The 24383-nt window shown below is 67.4% G+C and carries 19 protein-coding genes; 10 read left to right on the top strand and 9 right to left on the bottom strand.

Features of this window, described 5'->3' with window-relative positions:
* Positions 1-96 precede the first annotated feature (96 nt).
* Both APT59_RS16020 and APT59_RS16015 read left to right on the top strand, forming a co-directional pair.
* Positions 97-1368, top strand: coding sequence for an Nramp family divalent metal transporter (locus tag APT59_RS16020; RefSeq protein WP_237140620.1), 1272 nt, complete (start codon positions 97-99; stop codon positions 1366-1368).
* 125 nt (positions 1369-1493) lie between these two features.
* A complete protein-coding gene (locus APT59_RS16015) occupies positions 1494-2501 on the top strand; it encodes a hypothetical protein (protein WP_059315761.1) in 1008 nt (335 codons plus the stop codon).
* Positions 2502-2599: 98 nt separating this feature from the next.
* On the opposite strand, the gene APT59_RS16010 is transcribed toward APT59_RS16015, so the two are convergent.
* The gene (locus APT59_RS16010) at positions 2600-3157 is read right to left on the bottom strand and encodes a TetR/AcrR family transcriptional regulator (protein ID WP_059315760.1); all 558 of its coding nucleotides are present in this window, start codon (positions 3155-3157) and stop codon (positions 2600-2602) included.
* Positions 3158-3252: 95 nt separating this feature from the next.
* Here APT59_RS16010 and APT59_RS16005 point away from each other — a divergent pair, with 95 nt between their 5' ends.
* Positions 3253-4434: an MFS transporter gene (locus APT59_RS16005; RefSeq protein ID WP_059315759.1), complete on the top strand. Its 1182-nt coding sequence runs from the start codon at positions 3253-3255 to the stop codon at positions 4432-4434.
* Here APT59_RS16005 and APT59_RS16000 read toward each other — a convergent pair.
* Positions 4431-5366: a DNA/RNA non-specific endonuclease gene (locus APT59_RS16000; protein ID WP_059315758.1), complete on the bottom strand. Its 936-nt coding sequence runs from the start codon at positions 5364-5366 to the stop codon at positions 4431-4433. The two genes, APT59_RS16005 and APT59_RS16000, sit on opposite strands and share 4 nt — an antisense overlap.
* Before the next feature lie 156 nt (positions 5367-5522).
* Here APT59_RS16000 and APT59_RS15995 point away from each other — a divergent pair, with 156 nt between their 5' ends.
* Positions 5523-6878, top strand: a complete 1356-nt coding sequence (locus APT59_RS15995; RefSeq protein ID WP_059315757.1) for an OprD family porin — start codon at positions 5523-5525, stop codon at positions 6876-6878.
* 743 nt (positions 6879-7621) lie between these two features.
* Here APT59_RS15995 and APT59_RS15990 read toward each other — a convergent pair.
* The 3 genes from APT59_RS15990 to APT59_RS15980 all read right to left on the bottom strand — a co-directional run bounded on the left by APT59_RS15990 (position 7622) and on the right by APT59_RS15980 (position 14945).
* Positions 7622-12754, bottom strand: a complete 5133-nt coding sequence (locus tag APT59_RS15990; RefSeq protein WP_059315756.1) for a DUF4011 domain-containing protein — start codon at positions 12752-12754, stop codon at positions 7622-7624.
* A 140-nt stretch (positions 12755-12894) separates the two neighbouring features.
* The gene (locus APT59_RS15985) at positions 12895-14277 is read right to left on the bottom strand and encodes a heavy metal sensor histidine kinase (protein ID WP_059315755.1); all 1383 of its coding nucleotides are present in this window, start codon (positions 14275-14277) and stop codon (positions 12895-12897) included.
* A complete protein-coding gene (locus APT59_RS15980) occupies positions 14274-14945 on the bottom strand; it encodes a heavy metal response regulator transcription factor (RefSeq protein ID WP_059315754.1) in 672 nt (223 codons plus the stop codon). The genes APT59_RS15985 and APT59_RS15980 overlap by 4 nt, the downstream gene beginning before the upstream one ends.
* Positions 14946-15065: 120 nt before the next feature.
* On the opposite strand from APT59_RS15980, the gene APT59_RS15975 reads away from it, so the two are divergent.
* From APT59_RS15975 to APT59_RS15955, 5 genes are all read left to right on the top strand, one after another.
* Positions 15066-15677, top strand: a complete 612-nt coding sequence (locus APT59_RS15975) for a hypothetical protein (protein WP_017640014.1) — start codon at positions 15066-15068, stop codon at positions 15675-15677.
* 66 nt (positions 15678-15743) lie between these two features.
* On the top strand, positions 15744-16370 hold the full coding sequence (locus tag APT59_RS15970; protein WP_017640013.1) for a cytochrome b/b6 domain-containing protein: 627 nt from the start codon (positions 15744-15746) through the stop codon (positions 16368-16370).
* Positions 16357-17112, top strand: coding sequence for a molybdopterin-dependent oxidoreductase (locus tag APT59_RS15965; protein WP_017640012.1), 756 nt, complete (start codon positions 16357-16359; stop codon positions 17110-17112). The genes APT59_RS15970 and APT59_RS15965 overlap by 14 nt, the downstream gene beginning before the upstream one ends.
* 113 nt (positions 17113-17225) lie before the next feature.
* Positions 17226-18107: an NAD(P)-dependent oxidoreductase gene (locus APT59_RS15960; RefSeq protein ID WP_059315753.1), complete on the top strand. Its 882-nt coding sequence runs from the start codon at positions 17226-17228 to the stop codon at positions 18105-18107.
* Positions 18108-18176: 69 nt separating this feature from the next.
* Entirely contained in the window at positions 18177-19025 is an 849-nt protein-coding gene (locus APT59_RS15955) for an AraC family transcriptional regulator (RefSeq protein ID WP_059315752.1), read from the top strand.
* On the opposite strand, the gene APT59_RS15950 is transcribed toward APT59_RS15955, so the two are convergent.
* Positions 18993-19580, bottom strand: coding sequence for a LysE family translocator (locus tag APT59_RS15950; RefSeq protein ID WP_059315751.1), 588 nt, complete (start codon positions 19578-19580; stop codon positions 18993-18995). The genes APT59_RS15955 and APT59_RS15950 overlap by 33 nt on opposite strands.
* Positions 19581-19780: 200 nt before the next feature.
* On the bottom strand, positions 19781-22003 hold the full coding sequence (locus APT59_RS15945) for an ATP-binding protein (RefSeq protein WP_059315750.1): 2223 nt from the start codon (positions 22001-22003) through the stop codon (positions 19781-19783).
* Between the two features lie 250 nt (positions 22004-22253).
* Between APT59_RS15945 and tadA the strand changes: the two genes are divergently transcribed.
* Positions 22254-22757 carry a tRNA adenosine(34) deaminase TadA gene (gene tadA, locus APT59_RS15940; protein ID WP_059315749.1) on the top strand — a complete coding sequence of 168 codons (504 nt, stop codon included), beginning with the start codon at positions 22254-22256 and terminating at the stop codon, positions 22755-22757.
* Here the strand turns inward: tadA and APT59_RS15935 are convergent.
* Positions 22754-23152, bottom strand: coding sequence for a SufE family protein (locus tag APT59_RS15935; RefSeq protein WP_059315748.1), 399 nt, complete (start codon positions 23150-23152; stop codon positions 22754-22756). The two genes, tadA and APT59_RS15935, sit on opposite strands and share 4 nt — an antisense overlap.
* Positions 23149-24357, bottom strand: coding sequence for an aminotransferase class V-fold PLP-dependent enzyme (locus APT59_RS15930; RefSeq protein ID WP_059315747.1), 1209 nt, complete (start codon positions 24355-24357; stop codon positions 23149-23151). The genes APT59_RS15935 and APT59_RS15930 overlap by 4 nt, the downstream gene beginning before the upstream one ends.
* Between the last annotated feature and the right edge of the window lie 26 nt (positions 24358-24383).

Genomic DNA, 24383 nt, shown 5'->3' with positions numbered 1-24383 from the left:
ACCTTGCCGAACGAGTCAGCCATGAAAGAATCCGCCAGCTACGTCGAACCTGCCTGGCAGGAGCCTTCGTCGTCCGCCCGGCCCAGCCTGGGGCGGATGAATGCCAGTATTCCGGTGCCCGAAGGCGGCAGCTGGTTTCGCCGGCTGCTGGCCTTCGTCGGCCCGGGCTACATGGTCTCGGTGGGCTACATGGACCCGGGCAACTGGGCCACGGACCTCGCGGGTGGCTCGCAATTCGGCTACCTGCTGCTATCGGTGATCCTGCTGTCCAATCTGATGGCCATCCTGTTGCAGGCCCTGGCCGCGCGCCTGGGCATCGCCACCGGGCTGGATCTAGCCCAGGCCTGCCGCGCCCGCTATTCGCGTCCGGTCAGCCTGCTGCTGTGGCTCGCCTGCGAGATCGCGATCATCGCCTGCGACCTGGCCGAGGTGATAGGCACGGCCATCGCCCTCAATCTGCTGTTCGGCATTCCCCTGATGTGGGGCGCGATCCTCACGGCGCTCGACGTCTTTCTCATCCTGTTGTTGATGAACCGCGGCTTTCGCTGGCTCGAAGCCTTCGTCATCGCGCTGCTGACGTTGATCTTCGTCTGCTTCGGCGTGCAGATGGTGCTGGCCCAGCCGTCCCTGGCCGCGGTGTTCGACGGCTTTCTGCCCAAGGCGGAGATCGTCACCAACCCGGCCGCGCTGTACCTGGCCATTGGCATCATCGGTGCCACGGTGATGCCCCATAACCTCTATCTGCATTCGTCCATCGTCCAGACCCGCGCCTATCCGCGAACCGAGGAGGGGCGGCGCATGGGGCTGCGCTGGGCGGTGGCAGACAGCACCCTGGCGCTGATGCTGGCGCTGTTCGTCAACGCGGCCATCCTCATCACCGCCGCGGCCGTGTTCCACAGTGCCGGTCGTACCGACGTGGCCGAGATCCAGGACGCCTATCACCTGCTGTCGCCGATGCTGGGCGTGGGGATCGCCTCGCTGCTGTTCGCGGTCGCCCTGCTGGCGTCGGGCATCAACTCCACCGTAACCGCGACCCTGGCTGGCCAGATCGTCATGGAAGGCTTTCTTTCGCTGCGCATCCCCGACTGGGCGCGGCGTCTGATCACCCGCGGTATCGCCGTCATCCCGGTGGTGGTGGTGACCGGTCTCTATGGCGAGAGCGGCACGGCCAAGCTGCTGGTGCTGAGCCAGGTGGTGCTGTCCATGCAGCTGCCCTTCGCGGTGATCCCGCTGGTGCGCTTCGTCTCGGATCGCCAGCTGATGGGCTCCTTCGTGATCAAGCGCTTCACGGCGGTGCTGGCCTGGGCGGTGGCGGGGCTGATCGTGGTGCTCAACGTGAAGCTGCTGGCCGATATCCTGATGGGCTAGCAGACATCTGAGGTCAGACGACCTTTGGTGGCTCTGGAATGCTGGTTTGGGAACTTGTGAAAGCGCGAGGGTATCCATCCGTTACCACAATAACTTCTTCCCATGATCCTTCCGGAGCACCTGCCATGTCCTACGACGCCCACCAGACACCTGCCTACCCGGCCACCCGGGCCACCGCCCCCCTGCTCAAGCGCATTTCCTGGAGCTCGATCATCGCGGGCGTGGTCATCGCCCTGACCGTCTCCTTGCTGCTCAGCCTGTTGGGCACGGCCATCGGCACCGCCTCCATCGATCCGCAACAGGAAGCCAATCCGCTGGATGGCCTGGGCAAGGGCACCGGCATCTGGGTCGGTGTCAGCGCCGTGGTCTCGGTCTTCATCGGCGCCTGGATCGCCGGTCGCCTGGCGCAACGCGAAGGCGCGCTGCACGGCATCCTGGTCTGGGCCACCGTGACCCTGGTCAGCGTCTATCTGGTGTCCAGCGCCGTGAGTGCCGTGGTGCGCACCGGCGTCAACGTGGCGGGCAGTGGCCTGTCGATGATTGGCAGCGGCCTGTCCCAGGCGGCCCCGGCCCTGACCAACCAGGTTCAGGATCAACTGCGTCAGCAGGGTATCCAACTCGACCTGGGTGATCTGCAGAACGAGCTGGAAACCGCGCTGCGTCAGACCGGCAAGCCCGCCCTGCAGCCGCAGAATCTCCAGCAGCAGGCCCAGGGTGCCAAGCAGGATGCCAAGAACACTGCCCAGAACAGCGCCAACAACCCGCAGCAGACCGATGACCAGCTCAATGCCTTGCTGGATCGTCTGCAGCAGCGTGGCGACCAGGCCTGGAACGCCGCCGATCGCCAGGCCCTGGTCAACCTGATCAAGGCCCGTACCGGCAAGAGCGACGCCGAGGCCAATGCCATCGTCGACAAGGCTCAGCAGACCTATCAGCAGGCCTATGCCAAGTATCAGGAGCTCAAGGCCGAGGCCGAGCAGAAGGCTCGCGAAGCCGCTGACGTGGCCGCACGCAAGGTTTCCCAGGCCAGCTGGGTGCTGCTGATCAGCCTGGTGGTGGGCGGTATCGTCGCGGCCATCGGTGGTGCCCTGGGTCGTCGTACCCAGCCCGTCAACAAGGTAGTCGCTGGCTAAACGCGACCGCTAGCGGACCCCTTCGGGTCCTGCCGTTGGACGAGATGCCCGGACCTGAAAAGGTTCGGGCATCGTCGTTTCCGGGTGGGCGGTTTTCGCTACCGGTCCGGCCGCAACACCCGGGCGAGCAGGTCGAGGCACAACGGCATGGCCGGACGCTCGGCACCAAACAGGGTGCGATAGATCAGCGGGGCGACCAGGCCGTCGAGCAGGGCGTCCAGACCTGGCGCCGGCTCGCCGCGTAACCGGGCGCGTTCGAGTATCAGCTCCAGGCGTTCCCGGGTCGGTTCGGTGCAGCGCACCGCGCAGCCCGGATCGGTGGCGGCCAGGGCATCCCTGAGCATGGCCTGGCCAGGCGTCGAGGCGAGGTCGTCCACATAGTGTTCCAGCCAGCGTTCGAGGTCGCCTCTCAGGCTGCCGGTGTCCTCCGGCGGCTGGTCGGGGCGCAGGCGCTGCAGGTCGACATCGGCCAAGAGGCTAGGCAGGTTGCCCCAGCGTCGATAGAGCGTGGAAGGGGTAACGCCGGCGCGGGCGGCGATCAGGGGCACCGTCAGGGCGTCTCGTGGCTGCTCTCGCAACAGCGCCAGGACGGCCTCGTGAATGGCTTGCTGGACGCGGGCACTGCGGCCGCCGGGACGAGCTTGCTTGGTGGTCATGGCGACAGGATACCCGTCCCTTAACGCAAACGCATTGCTTTTGGTACGCAAAGGGCTCAGGCTTTAAAGCAATTAATTAGCGTTAAGGGATAGGCATGGTCTCCGCGAATGGCTCTTCCACCGCCCGCCTGATCCTGCTGGGCGGGGTGCTCTTTACCTTCCTGGCGGCTTCCAGTGCGCCAACGCCGCTCTATGCCAGCTACCAGCAGGCCTGGGGCTTCTCCACCTTCTGGCTGACCTGGGTATTCGCCGTCTATGCCTTCACCCTGCTCGCCGCCTTGCTGGTGGGTGGGCGGCTGTCCGATCACCTGGGTCGACGCCCGGTGATCCTAGCGGCGCTGGTACTGGAGATGGGCGCCATGCTGCTGTTCCATCAGGTACAGGGCCTGGCGGATCTGGTGCTCGCCCGCGCCCTGCAGGGGCTGGCGACCAGTATCGCCACCAGCGCCCTGGGCGCGGCATTGCTCGACATGGATGCCGGACGCGGCCCCTGGCTGAACAGCCTGGCGCCCCTGCTGGGCATGGCCGGCGGCGCCCTGGGGTGCGGCCTGCTGGTGGAGTTCGCGCCCGCTCCGCTGCAGCTGGTCTATCGGCTGTTCCTGGCGCTCTTCCTGGTGCAGGGCCTGTTGCTGTTGCGCCTGCCCGATCCCCTGGCGCGCCGGCCCGGGCTGCTCGCCGCGCTCCGGCCTCAGCTGGCGATACCGCCCCAGGCGCGTGCCATGCTGTGGCGGATCTTGCCGCTGGAGTTGGCGGTCTGGGCGGTGGGCGGTTTCTATCTCTCGCTGATGCCGGGGCTGATCAAGACGGCCACCGGCACCTCCTCGATCCTGGTGGGCGGGGTAGTGGTGGCCGGCCTGACCCTGACCGGCGCCGCCAGCCTGCATGGCCTGCGCCACTGGCCCGCCGCGCGGCTGCTGCGCCTGGGCGCGGGCACCCTGGTGGCCGGTCCGGCGCTGCTCTGGCTGGCGGTGGCCAGCGGTCAGCTGGGGCTCTTCGCCCTGGGTACCCTGGTAACTGGAGCGGGCTTCGGCAGCGGCTTTCTCGGCGCCACCCGCAGTCTGCTGCCCCTGGCCGAGCCGGCCCAGCGAGCCGGCCTGCTGGCGGCCTTCTATGTCTTGAGCTACCTGGCCTTCTGCCTGCCGGCCCTGGCGGTCAGCACCCTGGTGCCCTGGCTGGGCCTCAGCGGGTCCGCTCAGCTCTACCTGGCGGGGCTGATCCTGCTGGCGTTGCTGGGGGTGCGCAACAGCCTGTCGCGCGCCTGCGTCCAGCCAGGCTAGAGCCGGATGTCGGCCGGGCCCTGGATGGCCCGTTCGACGGGCCTGCCGGTGGCGCGCTCTTCGTTGGAAAAGCCGTCATGGTCGGCCAGGGGACCGAAGTCGATGCCGGTCAGCTGCTCGATGCGCAAGACGCTGCACTGGTAGGTGCGCAGGCGGCCAAAGGCGATGGATAGCGCGTCCAGCTCCCGGCGCTGGTCGATGAGGTAGGCACTGGCGGAGGGCTTGCCGTCGTCACCGAGATAGGCCACCACCTTCCAGAAGGCCTCGGGAATCCGGGCGTCGCGATAAACCCGGTCGTCCGGGCGCAGCACCGGGCCGCTGAAGATGGTGATGCGTGCCTGCCAGCGCTGGGTGTTGTCGAGCAGATAGTCTTCCAGCTCCAGCCAGGTCTGTTGGTTGAAGGCGGCCATCTGCGGGGCGCAGTTGGTGAAGTGGAAGGTGTCTTGGTTGGCCTGGATGGCCGCAGGGCCCCAGTTGGGATCCTGGCGGCGCACCAGATGACCCCGGTCGAGCAGGTTGTCGGCATAGAGCGCCTCGCCGAGCTGGGCCTCCAGCGGCACCCGACCGTCATAGGCCCAGGCATCGCGGCCGCGCTTGACCTCCACCTGCTGACCGCCATCGATATTGACGCCGACCCAGAGCGCCATTCGCCGGCTGCGCGAGAGGGTCACGGAAAAGTGGGTGTAGTCCAGACGGTCAGCGGAGGCGGGCAGGGGATAGACATCGCTGGCCAGGGCCGCGCCCGGGTGCGGCCAGGGGACCAGGAAGCCGCCGAGAAAATCGGCCTGGTAGCCCATGCGATCCGTCAGGCTGACGGCGGGCGTGATGCGGGGTTCGGCACGCAGGCCGGGCAGGGGCTCCGGCAGCAAGGGACGCAGATCGGCGAGACGAGGACGATAGGCGAGATCGACGGCAGGGGACTGGCTGGACATGGGAAACCACGGGCGGCGAGGGGCGAACCACCAGCGCAGCACGGTCAGGTTACCGGACGATGACGGCGGTCAGCGAAGTGGTATGCACAGGCGCTAGCTGGCAAACTCGTTCGCGACCTAACGATTCCCCTTTAAGATCTTGTGAGTGAACCGCCCATGACGCTATCGCTGTTTTCCCCCTTTGCCCGTCAGAGCGTCTGGCTGCTCGGCGTGCCCGGTCTGCTCCTCACCGGTGCCGCCCTGGCCAGTCAGCAGTCCGATGCCAAGGGCTTCGTCGAAGACGGTGACCTGACCCTGCTCTTGCGCAACTACTACTACCTGCGCCAGAACGAGGGTGACGGCCATGGCGCCGAGGCCCGCAACAGCCGCGACCCGCGCAGCTGGACCCAGGCGTTCCTGCTCAACTACACCTCGGGCTTCACCCAGGGCACCGTGGGGGTCGGGGTGGACGCCTATGGCTACCTGGGCCTCAAGCTGGATGGCGGCGACGGCCATGCCAACACCCCGAACATGCCGGTGGACGGCGACGGCAGCCAGCGCAGCGAATTCAGCAAGGGCGGCGCGGCGGTCAAGCTGCGCGTTTCCAACACCGTGCTCAAGTACGGCGACCAGCAACCCACGGCGCCGGTACTGGCGGCGGGTGGCAACTGGCTGTTTCCCCAGACCGCACGCGGTTGGAGCCTGGTGAGCCAGGAGGTCGATCACCTGGTGCTGGAAGGCGGCCACTTCACCGCCGCCACGGCGCCGCGCACCACCGGCTCGGACGGCGGCATCTTCGCCGGTTACGCGGGGGTCGAGGCAGCCTCGGCCAGCTATGCCGGGGGCGTCTACAAGTTCAGCGATCATTTCAGCGCCTCGCTCTACGCCGGGCACTTCGAGGACGTCTGGGACCAGTACTACGGCAACCTCAACTATGTACTGCCGCTGGCCGCCGGGCGGAGTCTGACCCTCGACGCCAACCTCTATCGCACCCTGGACGCTGGCAGCGCCAAGGCCGGCAGCATCGCCAACACCGCCGGCTCGCTGGCTGCCGCCTTCCAGACCGGCGCCCATACCTTCACCCTGATCCACCAGCGCATCCACGGTGACCAACCCTTCGACTACGCAGTCTTCGGGGCGCCGCTGCCGGGTTCCTTCGGTGATTCCATCCTGCTCGGCAACTCGATGCAGTTCTCCGACTTCAATGGTCCGGGCGAGCGCAGCTGGCAGGTACGCTACGACCTGGACATGGAGAGCTACGGCGTACCGGGGCTGAACCTGATGGTGCGGCATACCCGCGGCAGTGGCATCGACGGCACCCGGATGGCGGCGGACTCGGCCTATGCCGGGCTCTATGGCGATGGCGACAAGGAGCACGAGACGGATCTGGAGGCCAAGTACGTCCTGCAGGACGGCCCGGCCAAGGACCTGAGCTTCCGCCTGCGCCAGGCCTGGCATTCCGGCAGTCAGAGCACCGGCGGCACCGTGGCCGAGACGCGGCTGATCACCGAGTATCCGCTGAATATTCTCTGATACCGCTGAGTGGTGGGCAAACCGCCGTAGGTTGGCGTTGAGCGCAGCGAAGCCCAACGGTGCCGAGGTCACGCTCGGCTTGTTGGGCTTCGGCGATGGAGCTGCCTCAGCCCAACCTACGGCACCAGGCAAACCGCCGTAGGTTGGCGCTGAGCGCAGCGAAGCCCAACGGTGCCGAGGTCGAGCTCGGTTTGTTGGACTTCGGCGATGGAGCTGCCTCAGGCCAACCTACGCAGCAGGGATGCCGCCTGGGGTGGATAACGGCGGCGCCTTGTTCGCGTCCAGGTGCAGGGGGGAACAGTGGAAAACGCGGTGCGGTTTTCCACGCTACGGACGCCCTGGCAGCGCGATACCAGGGGACAAGCCGCCATCCGCCCCCTCTCCCTCGGGGAGAGGGGTGGGGTGAGGGTCGCCCCCATCAACGGCGCCAGGGTATAGCGCGGAACATTGGACTTCGGCCATGGAGCCATCTCAACCCAGCTAAGCTCAACACTCCCACAACCTCAACCAATTGCCACCTTTGGCCATCGGCAGCCCTCACCCTGGCCCTCTCCCAGAGGGAGAGGGGGTGACTCGGTGTGAGCAGGTGTCTCGTAGGTTGGCGCTGAGCGCAGCGAAGCCCAACGGTGCCAAGGTCATGCCCGGATTGTTGGGCTTCGGCGATGGAGCTGCCTCAGCCCAACCTACGGCATGAGGTAAACCGCCGTAGGTTGGCGCTGAGCGCAGCGAAGCCCAACAGCCCCTCAAGCCTTCGCCCGCGACTCCTCCAGCAGCCGCTCGATCTCGCCATGCAGGCGCTCGGTGGCACCGGCGCGGTCGATCCACCATTCGGTGGACCAGACGCGCAACAGCGTCCAGCCCAGGCCTTCGAGGATGGCGCTGCGGGTCTTGTCGCGGTCGCGGGCGGTGGCGGCACTGTGATAGGTGGCGCCGTCGCATTCGATGCCGACGAGATAGTCGCCCGGCCGGTCGGGATGGACGATGCCCAGGTCGATACGGAAGCGCGAGACGCCGATCTGTGGCACCACCTGCCAGCCCTTGGCTTCCAGCGCCTGGGCCACGGCTTCTTCGAAGGGCGAGTCGTGCCCGCCCAGGGAACCCTTGACCGCAGCCGCCAGGGCCTGGGGCCCCCGCTGCGCGAATTCCAGGAACAGCTTGAGATCCCGTACCGCGCGGGCGTTGGTGCGGTTGAGGTCGATCAGCCCCGGATCGAAGGAGGAGAACACCAGCATCTCCCGTCGCGCCCGGGTCACGGCCACGTTGAGGCGACGCCAGCCGCCGTCCTTGTTCAGCGGACCGAAGTTCATCGACATCGTATTGGCGCCCGGCTCGGTGGGACCGAAACCGATGCCGAGCATGATCAGATCGCGCTCGTCGCCCTGGACCGTTTCCAGGTTCTTGACCACCACCGGCTCGGCCAGGTCTTCGGCGAAGTGCGCCTCGATCTCCGGGTGCTGCTGGCGCGCGCGGTCGAGCAGGTCGGTGACCAGCCGCTGCTGTTCGCTGTTGAGGGTGATGATGCCCAGGCTGAGGCCGGCGAAGGCCGGATCGAGCAGGCGCTTGACCGCTTCGGCGACCATGGCCTGGGCCTCGATGGCATTGTGGCGGCCCTTGCCCTTGGCGTAGACGCCGTCGACCCGTCGCCATTCCACCGCGCTCGGACGGATCTCCGGCGCGGGAAAGGTGATGAGCTTGCCGTCGTAGTAGTGATGGTTGGAAAAGGCGATCAGGCTCTCGTGGCGACTGCGGTAGTGCCAGTTGAGACTGTGGCTATAGATGCCGGCGCCCAGGCATTCGTCGAGGATGCTTTCCAGGTCCTCGGCGGTGTCGTCCTCGCCGGCGGCGCGGTCGAAGAAGCGCGTTGGTGGCATCTGCCGGGGGTCGCCGGCGATCACCACCTGCACGCCCCGGGCGATGGCGCCCACGGCGTCCCAGGGAGCGATCTGCGAGGCTTCGTCGAAGATCACCAGGTCGAACAGGCCGCCATCCGGAGGCAGGTACTGGGCGATGGACAGCGGGCTCATGAGCATGCAGGGCGCCAGCCGCGCCAGGGCGTCGCCCATTTCCAGGGCCAGCTGGCGCAGCGGCTTGTGCCGGCGCTGCTTCTGCAGTTCGTGCTTGAGCACGGCGAAGCCGCCGCCCTGGCGCGCCGCGTCGTTCTTCGGCGGCAGCCCATGGCAGAGCAGGGCGCGGATATGGCGCACGGCCAGATTCTGCAGCCGGTCGTCCAACCGGCGATAGGCCAGGATGTCGCTCTCGTGTTCGGCCGGGACGAAATCGCGCAGCAGCGGCTCGGCGTCCAGGGCGGTGGCGGCGAACCAGCGGGCATAAGCGGTCTCGAACAGGGCCGGGAGGTCGTCGGCCGCGGCGGTCGTGGCACGGGCGATCAGCGCCGTCAGGCCCAGCGCCTCGGCTTCCTCGCGAACGCGTTGCCAATCGCACCAGGCCTTGAGCCGACCCGGCTGACGCAGCAGCGCGGCGGCGGTGCGCACCAGCTCGGCGGCGGCGGTATCACCGGCCAGTCCCGCCTGCGCGGCGAATGCCTGGCGAGCGGCTTCGGCCGCATCCAGGGCCTCGGCGAAGGCACTGCTGGCTGGGGCCAGGGTGGTGTCCTCCGGCTGATCCTCGGGATGCTGCAACCGGCGCGCTGCCGCCTGGCGCAGGGCCAGCAACTGCTCGGGCGTTTCCGCCAGGGTTGGCAGCGCGGTGCCGAGCCGCTCGGCCAGGGCGCGACGGGCGAGCAGGGCGTCGAGGTCGCTGGTGACGCCCTGCCAGCCGCTGATGCTGCCAAGGGTAGGCGCCAGGTCGTCCAGCTCAGTGAGCAGGGTACGCTGGCGGCGCAGGCGCGGCAGGTCGGCAGCTACATCGGGTTGACCCTGGGTTTCGCCCTGGCGGGCGAGGTCCTGGGTGACCTGCCGCTGGGCGCGGCTGGCGAAGATCCAGAAGCGGCGGCCGGCGGCATCCCAGGCGGTTTCCAGCTGGGTCAGGGCGACGCGGCGACAGGCTTCGGCGGCATAGGGTACCGACAGCTCGCGCTCCAGTGCCTGGTAGTCCGCCAGCAATTCCAGGGCGCGTCCCAGGTGACGCTGGCGCTCGGCGGCGCCAGGGCCGAAGGCGAAGGCCAGGTCCTGGCCGGCGGCGCTTTGCAGCAGTTCAGCGAAGTCCAGCAGGCGGCGGGGCGCCACTTGGTCGGCCAGCGGCAGGCCGAGGACGTCACGCAGGCGTTGCCGCGCCTGCTGGAGGTCGTGTTGGGTGTCGCGCAGGCGTTCGGCAGCGGTGACCAGGGCGTCCTGCCAGGCGTTGGACCAGGGATGCGCCGGCAAGAGGGCGAAATCCGCCGCCAGGCTGCGCCCGGTCTCAGCATGCAGGGTCAGGCGGCGTACCGCGGTGCGTAGTTCGGCCAGGGCCTCGGCGTCGTGGGCATCGGCCTGGGACCACGCCAGGCGTGGGGTATCGGGGGCGGCGTCGCGCAGGACGCGGCCAATGCTCTGCTGCAGGGTCAGGCCATTGGGCCAGCGGCGGTGCAGGCGCTCCACCACGGCGTTGAGACGATCCCGCAGGCGCTCCACCTCGGCGGCCTCGACCAGCCATTCCTCTTCATCGAGGCCGTCGCGGGTGTCCCAGGCGCGCTCCAGCTGCTTGAGCACCTCGGCCTTGGAGGCCTTGCTCGAATGCAGCTCCAGACAGAATTCGCCGAGCCCCTGGGCCTCCAGGCGGCGATACACCACGTCGAGGGCCGCGCGCTTCTCGGCGACGAACAAGACCCGCCGGCCGAGCGCCAGGTTGTGGGCGATCATGTTGGCGATGGTCTGGGACTTGCCGGTACCGGGCGGGCCGTCGAGGACGAAATCCTGGCCGCTGGCCGAGGCCAGTACCGCCGCCAGTTGCGAAGAATCCGCCGGCAACGGGGTGAAAAGTTCGGCCGGGGTCACTTGGCGATCCAGCTCGCGCTCGCGAGGAAAGCTGCCGCCGCTGAGGTAGGCGCCGGATTCGCTGGTGCGCTCCAAAAGGTGCCGCACCAGCGGGCTTTCCATCAGCTGGTCGCTGCGCTCGGTGAGGTCCTTCCACATCAGGTACTTGGCGAAGGAGAACTGACCGAGCAGCAGCTCGCTGCTCACCTCGAAGCCGGGCAGGTCGCGCACCGCGCGGCGGACCTTGGTCCAGATCCCGTCCACGTCGATACCGTTGCCATCCCCGGGCAGAGGGCCATCGAGTCCGGGAATATCCAGGTCGAAATCGTGGCGCAGCAGTTCCAGCAGGGTGAGGTTGAAGCGCGGCTCGTCCTCGAACAGGTGCAAGGTGATGCCGCTGGCGGCGCTCTGCCGTTCCAGGCGCACCGGCAGCAGGATCAGCGGGGCACGGTAATGCTTGGGATCGTCGGCGGCCTTTTTCCAGCGCAGGAAACCCAGCGCCAGGTAGAGGGTATTGGCACCGCCCTCGTCGAGGTCACTGCGGGCGCGCCGATAGAGCTCTACCAGGGCCGCGTCCAGCTTGGTCGCATCCAGGGGGGCGACCACCTCGCCGCGGGCCAGGGCACCACGGGCGTACTCGTCTTGCAGATTCTCGTGTTCACGCGCCTCGTGCAGCACCGCGTCGCGACCGCTTACCGCCAGGTCCGGCAACGGCACCAGGCGCAGCGCCCGGCCCTCGGCCAGGCGATCTTCCAGCGCCGCCGGTTCGGGGCAGAGCAGGGGCACGCTGCGGGCGTTTTCCGGCACGTGCAGCAGGCGGTTGCGGGTGGTGAGGTCGAGCAGCTTGCGCTGCCAGAGCGCCAGGCGACCGACCGGGGTGGTGGGCGCGGCCTCGACGTCCACGTCGAAGGCTGGCAGCGGTGGGGCCTCTTCCAGGGCTTCACCCGGCAGCAGCAAGCCGTCCAGGGGAGTGGCGAGCTGTCCGGGCACCGCCAGTGGGCGGATGCGTTGCAGGCGGGCGCGGCGGATGTCCAGGGCCAGCACGAAACTGTCGTCGTCCAGCTGGCGCTCGGCCAGTTGCACTGCCTGGCTGAAGGACGGCGGCGGGGAGGCGGTGGCCTGGGTGGTCTCGAATACCAGTAGGTCCTTGAGCGCTACCCGCTTGCGTACCGGCTCGGCATCGTCGGTGAGCAGCTGGGCGAATTCCTGGGGTTGCAGCCAGACCCCGGCGAAGGCATGGCCGTGGGTGATCACCAGCAGCGGGTTGAGACCGGCCTGTTCCAGGGCCGCGCAGGCGAGCAGCGCGAGATCCAGGCAGGTGGCCAGGCCACCGTCGAGGATGGCGCCGGGCGTGCGGATCTTCTGGCCCTGGCGCTCGAAGCTGGCCGGCGGCACTGCGTAGGTCAGCTGCAAGCCGCACAGGGCCGACCAGAGCGCCGAACTGAGCTCCCAGACCCGGCGGCGCGACTCCCCCTCGTAACCATCCAGCGCCGTGGACTTGCCGGCGCGACGCAGGACCTCGGCGGCAGCGCCCAGCAGGCGATCCACCGCCGGATCGTTGGGCATGACGAAGGCCGCCGCCAGTTCCGGCATGCTGTCCACGCCGCCCCACTGGTTACGGGCCAGCAGCTCGACCGGATAGCGCCGCGTCTGCAGGATCTCGTCACCTTGGCGCACCGTGAAGGTCAGCTGGGCGACCAGGCTTTCCTGGAGGCTGCCGAGCAGGGCGGCGTCGAATTCGAGGTCACGATCATCGAGATAGAGGGTGCCCTGGGGATCGAGGCGCTCCAGGTGCCAGGTACGCGGCACCACGAAAGCCGGCTCGGCAGTCACCGTGAGGCTGAGGTCGGCCAGGGGTTCGGGGCCGCTGTGGGTGAGGCGCAATTCACGCAGCACGGGCACCGCGTTCTGGTGCGCCGCGAAGCCGATCTTGCCGGCCAGCACCAGTTCGACATCCACGCTCATCGCCTACCACCCTTGCTTATTGCCTAAGGTAGATGAATGTACAGTAGTGGGCGGGTCGATGCAGCCCATAGCCGTGCTGGGCAAGCGGAAAAAGTCCTTTGGTGACGGGCGGTTGCGTGGTTTGAGCGGCAGGTCGCGGTTCAGGCGACCGGGGTCGGGAAGACCAGCCTGAAATGAATACCCCGCGCATCCTGCTCGACCTCGGCGCGCCCACCATGCAGACGCATGATCGCGGCGACGATGGCCAGGCCCAGGCCATTGGAATCATGGGGCTGATGGCGGGACGGGTCGGCGCGGTAGAAGCGATCGAACAACCGTTGCAGGTGTTCCGGCGCCAGGGCAGGCCCCGCATTGCTGACGCGGATGCGCCCGCCGTCCGCCTGCAGCTGGATCTCGCCATCTGGCTCGGCGTAGCGGATGGCATTGGCCACCAGGTTGCTCAGGGCGCGGCGGAGCATGAGCGGATCGGCGATCACCTCACCGCCGCCTGCCACGACGAGGCGCAGGCTGCGCTCGTCGGCCGGGCCTTCGAAATAATCGGCGATGCGCGTCAGCTCCTCGGCCAGCTGCAGCGGTTGCGGCGTCAGTACCGCCTGGGCGTCATCGGCGCGGGCGAGGAAGAGGATGCTTTCCACCAGCCGCGAGATGCGCTCCAGCTCCTCCAGGTTGGAGGCCAGCAGCGTCTGGTATTCCTCGGTGCCACGCACCTGGCGCAGGGCGACCTCGGTATGGCCCATGAGGGCATTGATCGGGGTGCGGATCTCGTGGGCGAGGTCAGCGGAAAACTGCACCAGCCGACCATAGCCGTCGGCCAGCCGCGCCAGCATGGCGTTGTAGTTTTCCACCAGCGGTTGCAGCTCGCGTGGAGCATCGGCCAGTTCCAGGGGGGCGGCCAACCGGGTTGGAGTGATGCCACCGGCATGGCGGGCGATGCGCCGCAAGGGGGCCAGGCCCCGGCGCAGCAGCAGATAGCCGAGCCCGGCGGTAGCCAGGAAGGCCAGGGTCACGGCGCCGAGCAGCCCCAGACGGAAATCGGCCAGGGTGGTGTCCTCGTTGCGCAGCACATGGGCGGCGGTCAGTTCCACCGGTCCCTCGGGGGTATTCACCGCGACCCGGGCCGCACGCCAGCGAGTACCGTCGGCCAGCCGCCCTTCGCGCAGGTCGGCCCGGGTCGGCCGCCGGGTCTGGGGGATGACGATCAGGTCGGGAAGGGCGATCTGCAGCGGGTTGGAGGCGATCACCGGCTTGGCGCCCGGCGTGCCGATGAGAAAGACGTCCTGCTCGTTGCCCAGCATATTGGCGAACAGCTGCGGACTGCGGCCCAGGGTCTCCAGGGACAGGTCGGCACTGAGCAGGCTGCGAAAGTGCGCCAGGCGACCGAGCAGGGCGTAGTCGGCGCGCTCCAGCACGGTACGTTCCAGGCTGTGGTAGAGAAAGGCGCCCGCGCCGCCCACGGCGAGCAACGCCACCAGGGCGAAGCCCAGGGTGGCGCGCAGGATCAGCGAGGGTGACCGCGCGCTCAAGGCCGTACCTCGCAGACGTAGCCGATGCCGCGCACGGTATGGATCAGCTTGACCGGGTAGGGGTTGTCGACCTTGGCGCGCAACCGCTTGATGGCTACGTCCACCACGTTGGTGTCGCTGTCGAAGTTCATGTCCCAGACCTCGGCGGCGATCAGGGTGCGCGACAACACCTCGCCCTCGCGCCGCAGCAGCAAATGCAGCAGGGCGAACTCCTTGTTGGTCAGGACGATGAGATCGTCGCCACGGGTCACCCGCCGCCGCAGCAGATCCAGCTGCAGATCGGCCAGGTGGAAGTGCTCGGGCTCGCGCACCACGCCGCGGCGCAGCAGGGTGCGGATGCGCAGCAGTAGCTCGACGAAGGAGAAAGGCTTGACCAGGTAGTCGTCGGCGCCCAGCTCCAGGCCGCGGATGCGATCCTGCAGGCCGTCGCGGGCGGTAAGGAAAAGCACCGGCACGTCGTGCTTCTTGCGCAGGACTTCCATGATCTGCCAACCGTCAATGCCGGGCAGCATGACGTCGAGGATGACCAGGTCGTAGCGGCCGTCCAGCGCCAGGTGCAGGCCATCGGCGCCGTGCTGGGTCCAGTCGACCGCGTAGCCGGATTCACCAAGGCCCTTCTTCAGGTACTCGCCGGTCTTCTGGTCGTCTTCGATGAGGAGAATGTGCATGGCGTAATGGTAGGGCCTCCGGTCGCTTCGCTGGGTGACATTTTTGTCATTCGCCGGTCATCTTGCTGACCCCCCACGCGTCGCACTGTGGCGGGGCGATTCCCTATCCCAGGAGGTTTCATGCGTACCCAGACCCTGCTCCGTGGTTCCCTTGCCCTGCTGCTCGCCAGCAGTGCCCTGCTGGCCCAGGCCGCGCCCATGCCCACCGTCAAGCCCATGCGTGGCACCGTGGACAGCGTCCAAGGCGACACCCTGGCCTTCACCACCCGCAATGGCGCCCACCAGACCCTGATGCTGGACGACAAGACCAGCTACCGCGCCGTGTCCAAGGCCAACCTGGATCGCATCGAAGCCAACAGCTTCATCGGCTCCGCCGCCACCCCCCAGCCCGATGGCACCCTCAAGGCGCTGGAGGTGACCGTGTTCGAGGCCAGCCTGCGCGGCTCCGGTGAAGGCCACTACGGCTGGGAAAACGCCGACGGCAGCACCGGCACCATGACCAACGGCACCGTGGGCGAACTCAAGAAGGCCAACGGCCGTACCCTGACCGTGCAGTACAAGGGCGGTGAAAAGCAGCTGGTGGTACCGGAAGACGTGCCCATCGCCTATGTCGAGAAGGGCGACCGCAGCCTGCTCAAGCCTGGCGCCAAGGTGGTGCTGTTCCCCGCCGAAGATGGCAAGCACGCCAAGGGCGTGGCTGTCGGTAAGGACGGTTTCACCCCGCCCATGTAAGACCCCCCCGCGGTCGCCTGATTAGGATGGCGACCGCCTCCATCTCGCGGTGAAGAGGGAAATGCCATGACCACCTCGCGACGGCGTCTGGTGCACCGCTGGCCGGTGCGCCTCACCCATTGGCTCAACGCCCTGGCGATGCCCTGCATGTTCATGAGCGGCTGGGCGATCTACAACGCCTCGCCGCTGTTCCCCTTCACCTTTCCCGCCTGGGCGACCCTCGGCGGTTGGCTGGGCGGCGCCATCGCCTGGCACCTGGCGGTCTTCTGGCTACTGCTGGCGAACGGCCTGATCTATCTGCTCTATGGCCTGTTCAGCGGCCACTTCCGGCGGGATTTCCTGCCGCTGTCACCGCGCGCCATCGGCCGTGATTTCGCAGCGGCCGTGCGCCTGCGTCTGGGGCATCACCTCGGCACCTACAACGCCGTGCAGCGTCTCCTCTACTGGGGCGTGCTGGCCCTCGGGGTGCTGGTGGTGCTCTCCGGCCTGGCGATCTGGAAACCGGTGCAATTGCAGGGGCTGGCGGCCCTGCTCGGCGGCTTCGACACCGCCCGCTACGTGCATTTCTTCGCCATGGCCGGCATCGGCGCCTTCGTCGTCGTACACCTGGCCCTGGTCATCCTGGTCCCCCGCACCCTGCCGCCGATGATCACCGGTCGGGCGCACGAGGAGGTTAACGATGAGTCGGCGTGAACGCCTGCGCCTGGAACCGGCGCAACAGCGGCAGGTGGAGAATCTGCAACGACGCCTGCTGCTCAAGCAGGGCCTGACGGTGGGTGCCCTGGCCATGCTCAGCGGCTGCAACCTGCAGGACGGCGACAGCGTCGACAAGGTGCTCTGGTCCATGTCGCGCTTCAACGACCGGGTGCAGGCCTGGCTGTTCGGTCGCGAGCGCCTGGCGCCGACCTATGCCGCCAGCCAGATCACCGATCCCTTTCCCTTCAACGCCTTCTACCCCGAATACAATGTCCCGGAAGTCGACCTGAGCGATTACCGCCTGGAGGTCTCCGGCCTGGTCGCCAACAAGCAGGCCTGGACCCTCGAAGACCTGCGCCGCCTGCCGCAGCGCGCCGACATCACCCGCTTCATCTGCATCGAGGGCTGGAGCGCCATCGGCCAGTGGGGTGGGGTGCCCCTGCGTACCTTCCTCGAACGCATCGGCGCCGACACCACGGCCAAGTACGTCGGCTTCAAGTGTGCCGACCGCTACTACTCCAGCATCGACATGGCTTCGGCGCTGCACCCCCAGACCCTGCTGGCGCTGGACTTCGGCCAGGTAGCGCTGCCGCCGGACTACGGCTATCCGCTGCGCCTGCGAGTGCCCACCAAGCTCGGCTTCAAGAATCCCAAGCACATCCAGGCGCTGTTCGTGACCAACGACTATCCTGGCGGGTACTGGGAGGACCAGGGCTACAACTGGTTCAGCGGGATCTAGCCTGGTCTGAAGAGTCCCTCGTCCAGCGACGGTGCAGACTGGTCTCCAGGAGCGGAACCCCGGCCCGGAGGTAGAGTCGAGATACCACCATCCTCTACCGGGAGCTCCCCCTCATGTCCGCGCATCCCTCGATCGGTTTCATCGGCTTTGGCGCCATGGCTCAGCGCATGGGCGCCAACCTGCGCGAGGCCGGCTATCCGGTCCGCGCCTACGCCGAGCACCAGCAGGACGGCGAGCGCCACGGCACGCCCATGGAGCCGCTGGCGACGCTGCTGCCCCAGGCGGAAGTGGTGATCGTCTCTCTGCCCAACGACGCCATTCTCGAACAGGTCCTGCTCGGCGCCGACGGCGTCCTCGCCCGTCTGGAAAGCGGTCGCCTGCTGATCAACACCAGCACCAATTCGCCTGCGCTGTCGCTGCGCCTGGAAGCCGCTGGTCGTGCCCGTGGCATCGCCGTGGTCGAGGCGCCGGTGTCCGGCAGCACGCCCGAGGCGGAACAGGCGCAACTGGTGGTCCTGGCCGGCGGCGAACCCGAGGCCGTGGAGCGTGCTCGGCCGATCCTCGAAACCCTGGGCAAGACCGTGCATCACGTCGGTCCGACCGGGCAGGGCGCGGCCATCAAGCTGGCCATCAACGGCCTGATGGGCGCGGGTCTCGCCGCCCTGGCCGAAGCCCTGGCCTATGCCACCCGCGCCGGTCTCGATGCCGAGGTGCTGTTCGAGGTGTTCGGTGATCTGGCAGTGCTCTCGCCCCACCACCAGCGCAAGCTGGCGGCCCTGCGCGAGGGCGACTTCGCGCCGCAATTCCCCGCCGCCCTGATGCACAAGGACATGGGCCTCCTGCTGGCCGAACTCAATGCCACCTTCCAGGGCGCGCCGACGCTGGCCGCCGCGGCGCAGCAACTGGCGCTGGGTGCCGAGCTGCATCCCGACGCCGACTACGTCATCACGGCCGATGTCCTGCTGGAAGAGGCCGAGGACGCCGCCACGCGCTGACGCCTGGCTTTCCCCCTTCCGGGACGACGTCTAGACTGATCCGGTCCGTCGTCCCGGAATTCCCGCCGCATGACCGCTACCGGCACCGCCGTACCCCACTTCTGGCGTGATCCTGCGCTGCCCTTTCTCGAAGCCCGTTCCATCCAGGACGGTCGCGCACTCTGCTATGCCCCCCATTCCCACGAGACCTTTTCCATCGGCACCGTGCTGGGTGGGCGCAGCCGCTATCACAATGGACCGACCCGCGAACTGGTAGGGGCGGGTACCCTGGTGCTGATGAATCCCGGCGACGTCCATGCCTGCAATCCCCAGGGCGAGGACGCCTGGCGCTATCGCATGCTGCATGTGGACGCTGGCTGGCTGGCCGAGCTACAGCGCCCGGGCGCCGAGGACTTCCAGCCGCTGGCCGTGCAGCTGTCCCAGGACGACCGGCTGTACGCCGGATTGGAAGCACTGCATGCCTGCCTGGTCGATCCCGATAGCCTTGCCCTGCAGCGCCAGAGCCAGGCACTGCTGTATTTCGAATCCGTGCTGGCCCGACTGGGGCGCACGCCCATCGCCGCCGCGCGGGAGCGTGAGGATCGCCGCTTGCGCCGCGCCGCCGAGTTTCTCGATGCCCACTGCGGTGAGGGCGTCAGCCTGGACCAGCTGAGCCAGGTCGCGGATCTCTCGCCCACCCAGCTGATTCGCAGCTTCCGCCGGCGCTTTGGCCTGACCCCCCATGCCTATCTGATCGATCGCCGCATCCGCCTGGCGCGACAACGGCTACGCCAGGGCGAGGAGCTGGCCGAGGTCGCCCTGGCCACTGGTTTCGCCGACCAGGCCCACCTGCAGCGCACCTTCAAGCGCCTGGTGGCGGCCACCCCTGGTCAGTACCGCGCCGCTTCAACCCTCCCACAGCAGGGAGGCGGCGCATAGCACCAGCAGCGCCGCAAGGACGTGATTCAGCAGCCGCAGCCGCGCGGCCGTCAGGGATCGCCCTCGCAGCCATTCGCCCGCCACCGCCCAGCAGGCGAGCGAAGCGAAGCAGATCACCAGATAGAGGCCGGCGAACAGCGCCAGGCGTCCGCGATCCTCGCCAACGAACAGTGCCACGCCGGCGGCCGCAGCCAGCCAGGCCTTGGGATTGAGCCACTGCAGCAGGACGCCGTCGCGAAAGCCCGGGCACTGCCGCGTCTGTCCAACGCCCAGGTCGCCGGAGGCCCGCGCCAGCTTCCAGGCCAGGTACAGCAGGAAGAGCGCGCCGGCCACGCGCAAGACCCAGAGCAGCATCGGCCAGGTTTCCAGCACCTCATGCAGGCCAAGGCCGACCGCCACCAGCAACAGCACGAAGCCCAGGGTGGCACCCGCAACGTGCCACAAGGCTGGACGCCAACCATGGGTAAGGCCGGTATTGAAGCCGACCAGGTTGACCGGGCCGGGCGAGAGAGAGGCGACCAGGGCAAAGGCGGCCATGGAGAGGATCAGGGTCATCTTGAGGTCTCGTCGATTGAGGACACCTGACGCTAGCGAGCGTGACCACTTGCCGTATTGAAGAAAATGACCTTCGATGCCGACGAAAGGTGGGAATTCACGGCGTTTCGCTGACGTCCATTACAGCGAGCCTTGGCTCCCCCGGTGGTTTCAACGTCGCTGTCGGCCACCGGGGCTTTCCCTTTCTGTGTCCTGCCTCGCTAGGGCGCGACGGGCAGGGTGAACTTGAAGGTGCTGCCCTCGCCCAGAGCACTGACGACGCTCAGTTCGCCCCCATGGGCCTCGACGATGCCCTTGGCGATGTACAGGCCCAGGCCGTGGCCGGTGGGATTGTCTTCCTGAACGTGCCAGAACCGCTCGAAGACCCGCGCCTGCTGAGCCTGATTCATGCCGCGGCCATTGTCGGTCACGCTGATCTCGGCCAGGGTGCCGATGCGCTGCATGCTGAGCTGCACCAGGCCACCCGGTGCGGTGAACTTGATGGCATTGCCCAGCAGGTTCATCAGTACCTGGAAGATGCGCTCGGCCTCCACCAGTACCTGGAGATCCGGGTCGACCGCATACTCCAGGCTGATGTTCTTGATCTCCGCCAGCGGACGCGACAGCAGGATGGGCTGAGCGCAGACGTCTGCCAGACGCGCGGGTTTCAGGTCCAGGGCGAGTCGATCCGATTCGATCTTCGACAGGTCCAGCAGATCGTTGATCAGGGCATTCATGCGATTGGCGGCCGTCTCGATCACCTCCAGCGAACTGGGCAGACGATCATCGCCCAGCGCCAGCTTTTCCAGCATGCGGTGGATCATCCCCACCTTCATCAGGATAATGGTAATGGGGCTGCGCAGGTCATGGGAGACGGCCGCGACGATCTCGTCGCGCAGCCGCACCGCCTGGCGTTCACGCTCCACCTGACGCGCCAGATCCAGCTCGACCGCCGAGCGGCGCAAATCCTTGGCGGCGAACAGATCGGAAGGCCGCCAGCGCTCGGAGCGCAGCCGTACCAGTTCCTTCCAGGCATCGAAGGAGCGCCGTGGATGGGGATAGTTGAGGCCTGAGCCCGAGGCGGACGTCGTGGGTTCCAGCTTGGCAGGATTGCCGCTCCAGACCACGGTGGTCACGATCTCGGGGCGGAACCAGAGCACCAGATTACGCACCGGCTTGGGCAGTGACAGCGCCAGCACACCGCTGGCCCGGTCACTGTAGCGCCGCGCGTCCGGCAGTTCGTCGGTCAGGCAGCGGGTCGCATAGATGCCCGAGGCATCCATTTCCGCGGTGACCCAGGCCGCGAGCATACGGATGTCTTCCGCACTCGGGCATTCACCCAGGGTGCAGAGTTCTTCCTCCACCAGGACCGCGGCACCGGTGGCATCCACCAGTTCCAGCAGATCCGTCGCCCGTTCGCAGAGACCGCTGAGCACCTCGCCCTTGCTGTCGCACATGCCCTGGATCAGCGCGGCCAATTGCGCTTCACGGGCGTCGATCTCGCGCTGGACCTGACGATTCTCCAGCGCGCGGATCATCAGCGAGACCAGCACCCCCACCGACCGGCAGGCCATGCGCGTGCGATAGGGAAGGTACAGGGGATCGCGGTGGCCACAGCTGATCAGGCCCCAGAGCTTGTCATCGCTGATCAGTGATACGCTCATGGAGGCGCGCAGGCCCTGATTGCGCACGTACTGGCAATGGATGGGCGATACGCTGCGCAGCACGGCATGGGTCAGGTCGATGGGATCCTTGGTGGTGCCATGCAGGAAGGCCGGTATCAGCGGCACCGCCTCGTAATTGGCGTCTGGAATGTTGCGAATCCAGTTCTCGTGATAGAGGGCACGTGCCTGAGCGGGAATGTCGGCAGCGGGGAAGTGCATGCCCAGATAGCTGTCGATGTCCTCGACGCGGCTCTCGGCCACCACCTGACCATCGCCACCGTCGTCGAAGCGATAGACCACCACCCGGTCGAAGCCGGTCAAGGCCCGCACTTCACGCACGGCGCCTTCGCACAGTTCCGGCAAGGTACGCGCCTGCTGCAGGCGCGCCAGGGCGCGGGCCAGGCCGGCCGGTTCGACGCCACCATGATCGTCCGGCTCGAACTCCATGAAGACCAGACCATGGCTGCGATGCAGGATCACATCCATGTCGCGGGTCGGGCGCGTCCAGGCCAGCGGGTTGACCTCTTCCAGATGCTCCAGGGTCAGGGCGTGCTGCACCTGTTCGAACAGCTCGGACGGCAGGGTCTGCGCCAGAGGCTGATTCAACAATTCGCTTTCCGCTTTGCCCAGCAGGTCGGTCAGGTTGCGACTGATGTGCTTGATCAGCTGCTCTCTTTCGTCGAACGCGAGGAGATAACCGTGCGCCTGGATAGCGCCTGGAATGCGGATCGGCTCGCTTTCGCAGCTTTGCAGCGACTGACCGGAAGGTGCAGCAATCATGCGACTGTCTCAAATGAACTCTTGAATAGGACCTTGTGCCGACGCACCTGTTAGCGTCAGGTCGGTTAATAGCCGTCTATGTGATATAGATCACATCTTGCCAGACGTCATTTCACCTCATTATTTCATCTGTATTGTTCGATAACCATTGGTGCGATCACTTTATAATGGGTGATCGCGCCTGCATCATCGACAGCCTGACCGGTTCCGCTGGCAGCGGTATCATGGCGCCTTTTACCAGAGTCCCATCATGGCCCGCTTTCGCCCCTTGCCCATCATCGACCGCAGTCAGGATGACCTCTTCATGCGGGAAGCCCTCGCGCTGGCGCAGCAGGGAGCGGCGCAAGGCGAGGTCCCGGTGGGGGCAGTGGTAGTCCTCGACGGCGAGATCATAGGTCGTGGCTTCAATCGCCCCATAGGCGCTCACGACCCCAGCGCTCATGCGGAGATGCAGGCCATCCGTGACGCCGCTGCTCGTCAGGCCAACTACCGTCTGCCGGGAGCCACCCTCTATGTCACCCTGGAACCCTGCGGCATGTGCGCCGGCCTGATCGTCCACAGTCGTATCCAGCGCCTGGTCTTTGGCGCCAGCGAACCCAGGGCCGGCATGGCGCAGAGCCGCGGTCGCTTCTTCGAGCAGGATTTTCTCAACCACCGGGTGCTGGTGGAGGGTGGGGTGCTGGCCGAGGCCTGTGGCCAGGTGCTGACCGAGTTCTTCCGGGCGCGGCGCAATTCGGTGCCTGGCGAGGGTTAGGCGGCCAGTTCGCGCATCCGCGTCAGCACCGCGTTCAAACCATTGCTGCGCGACTGCGACAGTTGTCGCTCCAGGCCGAGTTCACCCAGCCAGCCATGGATGTCGAGGCGGCCCAGCTCCTCGCGGGTGAGACCGTTGGCGCGCACCAGCACCACGGCGAGCAAGCCCTTGAGTACCCGGGATTCGCTGCTGGCGCGAAAGAAGTGCCGCTCGCCCTGGGCTTCATGGGTCAGGCGCACCCGGCTTTCGCAGCCCTGCACCAGATCCTCGTCGCGGTCTTCCAGTACCGCCGGCAGGCGCTCGGCCCATTGCAGCAGGAGGCGCGAGCGCGCTTCCCAGCCCTTGGCGATGACGAAGGCACGGCGGGCTTCCGCCGCATCGGGAAGCAGATTCATCGCAAGAGCTCCAGGGCGTTGTCCAGCGCGGTAAAGAAACGCTGCAGGTCGTCGGCATCGTTGTACAGGCCCAGGGATACCCGCAGTGCGCCGGGTGTATTCAGGGTCTGGAACAGCGGCATGGCGCAGTGCTGACCGGCGCGCACCGCGATGCCTTGCTCCCCCAGCAGGTGGGAAAGGTCGCCAACATCCACGCCTTCGACCTGGAAGCAGGCCAGGGCGATCTGGGGCTCGCCCAGGATGCGGATGCCGTCACGGGCGGCAAGGCCGGCCAACAGCTTCAGACTCAGCGCCTGCTCGTGGCCGCGGATGAGACTTTCATCCTGTCCCTGCAGCCAGTCGACCGCCGCGCCCAAGGCGATGGCCGCGCCTATGGGCGGCGTACCCGCCTCGAAGCCCATGGGGGCGGTGTGAAACCGGGCCTCAGTGAAGCTGGTGTGCTGCACCATCTCGCCACCGAATTGCCAGGGCTTGAGCTGCGCAAGGCGGTCGGCCTTGCCCCAGAGCACGCCGATGGCCTCGGGGGCATAGAGCTTGTGGCCGGAAAAGACATAGAAGTCGGCATCGAAGTCACCCGGACGGTGGCGGCCATGGACTGCGCCCTGGGCGCCGTCCACCACCAGCCAGGCCGGTGAAAGTTCTCGTGCGAGGGCGGCGAGCTCCACCAGCGGCTGCCAGGTTCCCAGCACATTGGACAACTGGCTGACCGCGACCAGCCGGGTTCTGGGTCCCAGCAGCGCCTTGGCGGCCTCCAGATCCAGATGACCGCTCGGCGTCAGGGGGATCACCCTGAGCTGCAGCCCCTTGCGCCGGGCCAGCTGCTGCCAGGGCAGCAGGTTGGCGTGGTGCTCCAGGGCGCTGACGAGGATCTCATCACCCGCGGCGAAGCTGTCTTCCAGGCCGTAGGCCAATAGATTGAGCGCCTCGGTCGCCCCTCGGGTCAGCACCACCTCCTGCGGCGAGGCAGCGCCCAGCCAGGCGGCGATCCGCCCCCGGGCGCCTTCGTAGGCCGCGGTGGCGCGCTCGGCCGTCCAGTGCTGGGCCCGGTGCACATTGGCCGCGCCCAGGCTGTAGCTGGCCAGCAGGGCGTCCAGCACCACCTGGGGCTTCTGGGCCGTGGCGGCGCTGTCGAGGTAGGTGATGCCGTCGGCGGCGAAAGCGGTGAAAGCCGGAAATTCGGCTCTCCAGGGGGAGGGTAGCGACATGGCGACAGCTCCGGGGTAGCCCGCGC

Source organism: Pseudomonas oryzihabitans (assembly GCF_001518815.1).
GTDB classification, from domain to species: domain Bacteria; phylum Pseudomonadota; class Gammaproteobacteria; order Pseudomonadales; family Pseudomonadaceae; genus Chryseomonas; species Chryseomonas oryzihabitans_E.
Note: the sequence above shows the minus strand (reverse complement) of the source record. Positions and strands in the feature narration are given on the sequence as shown.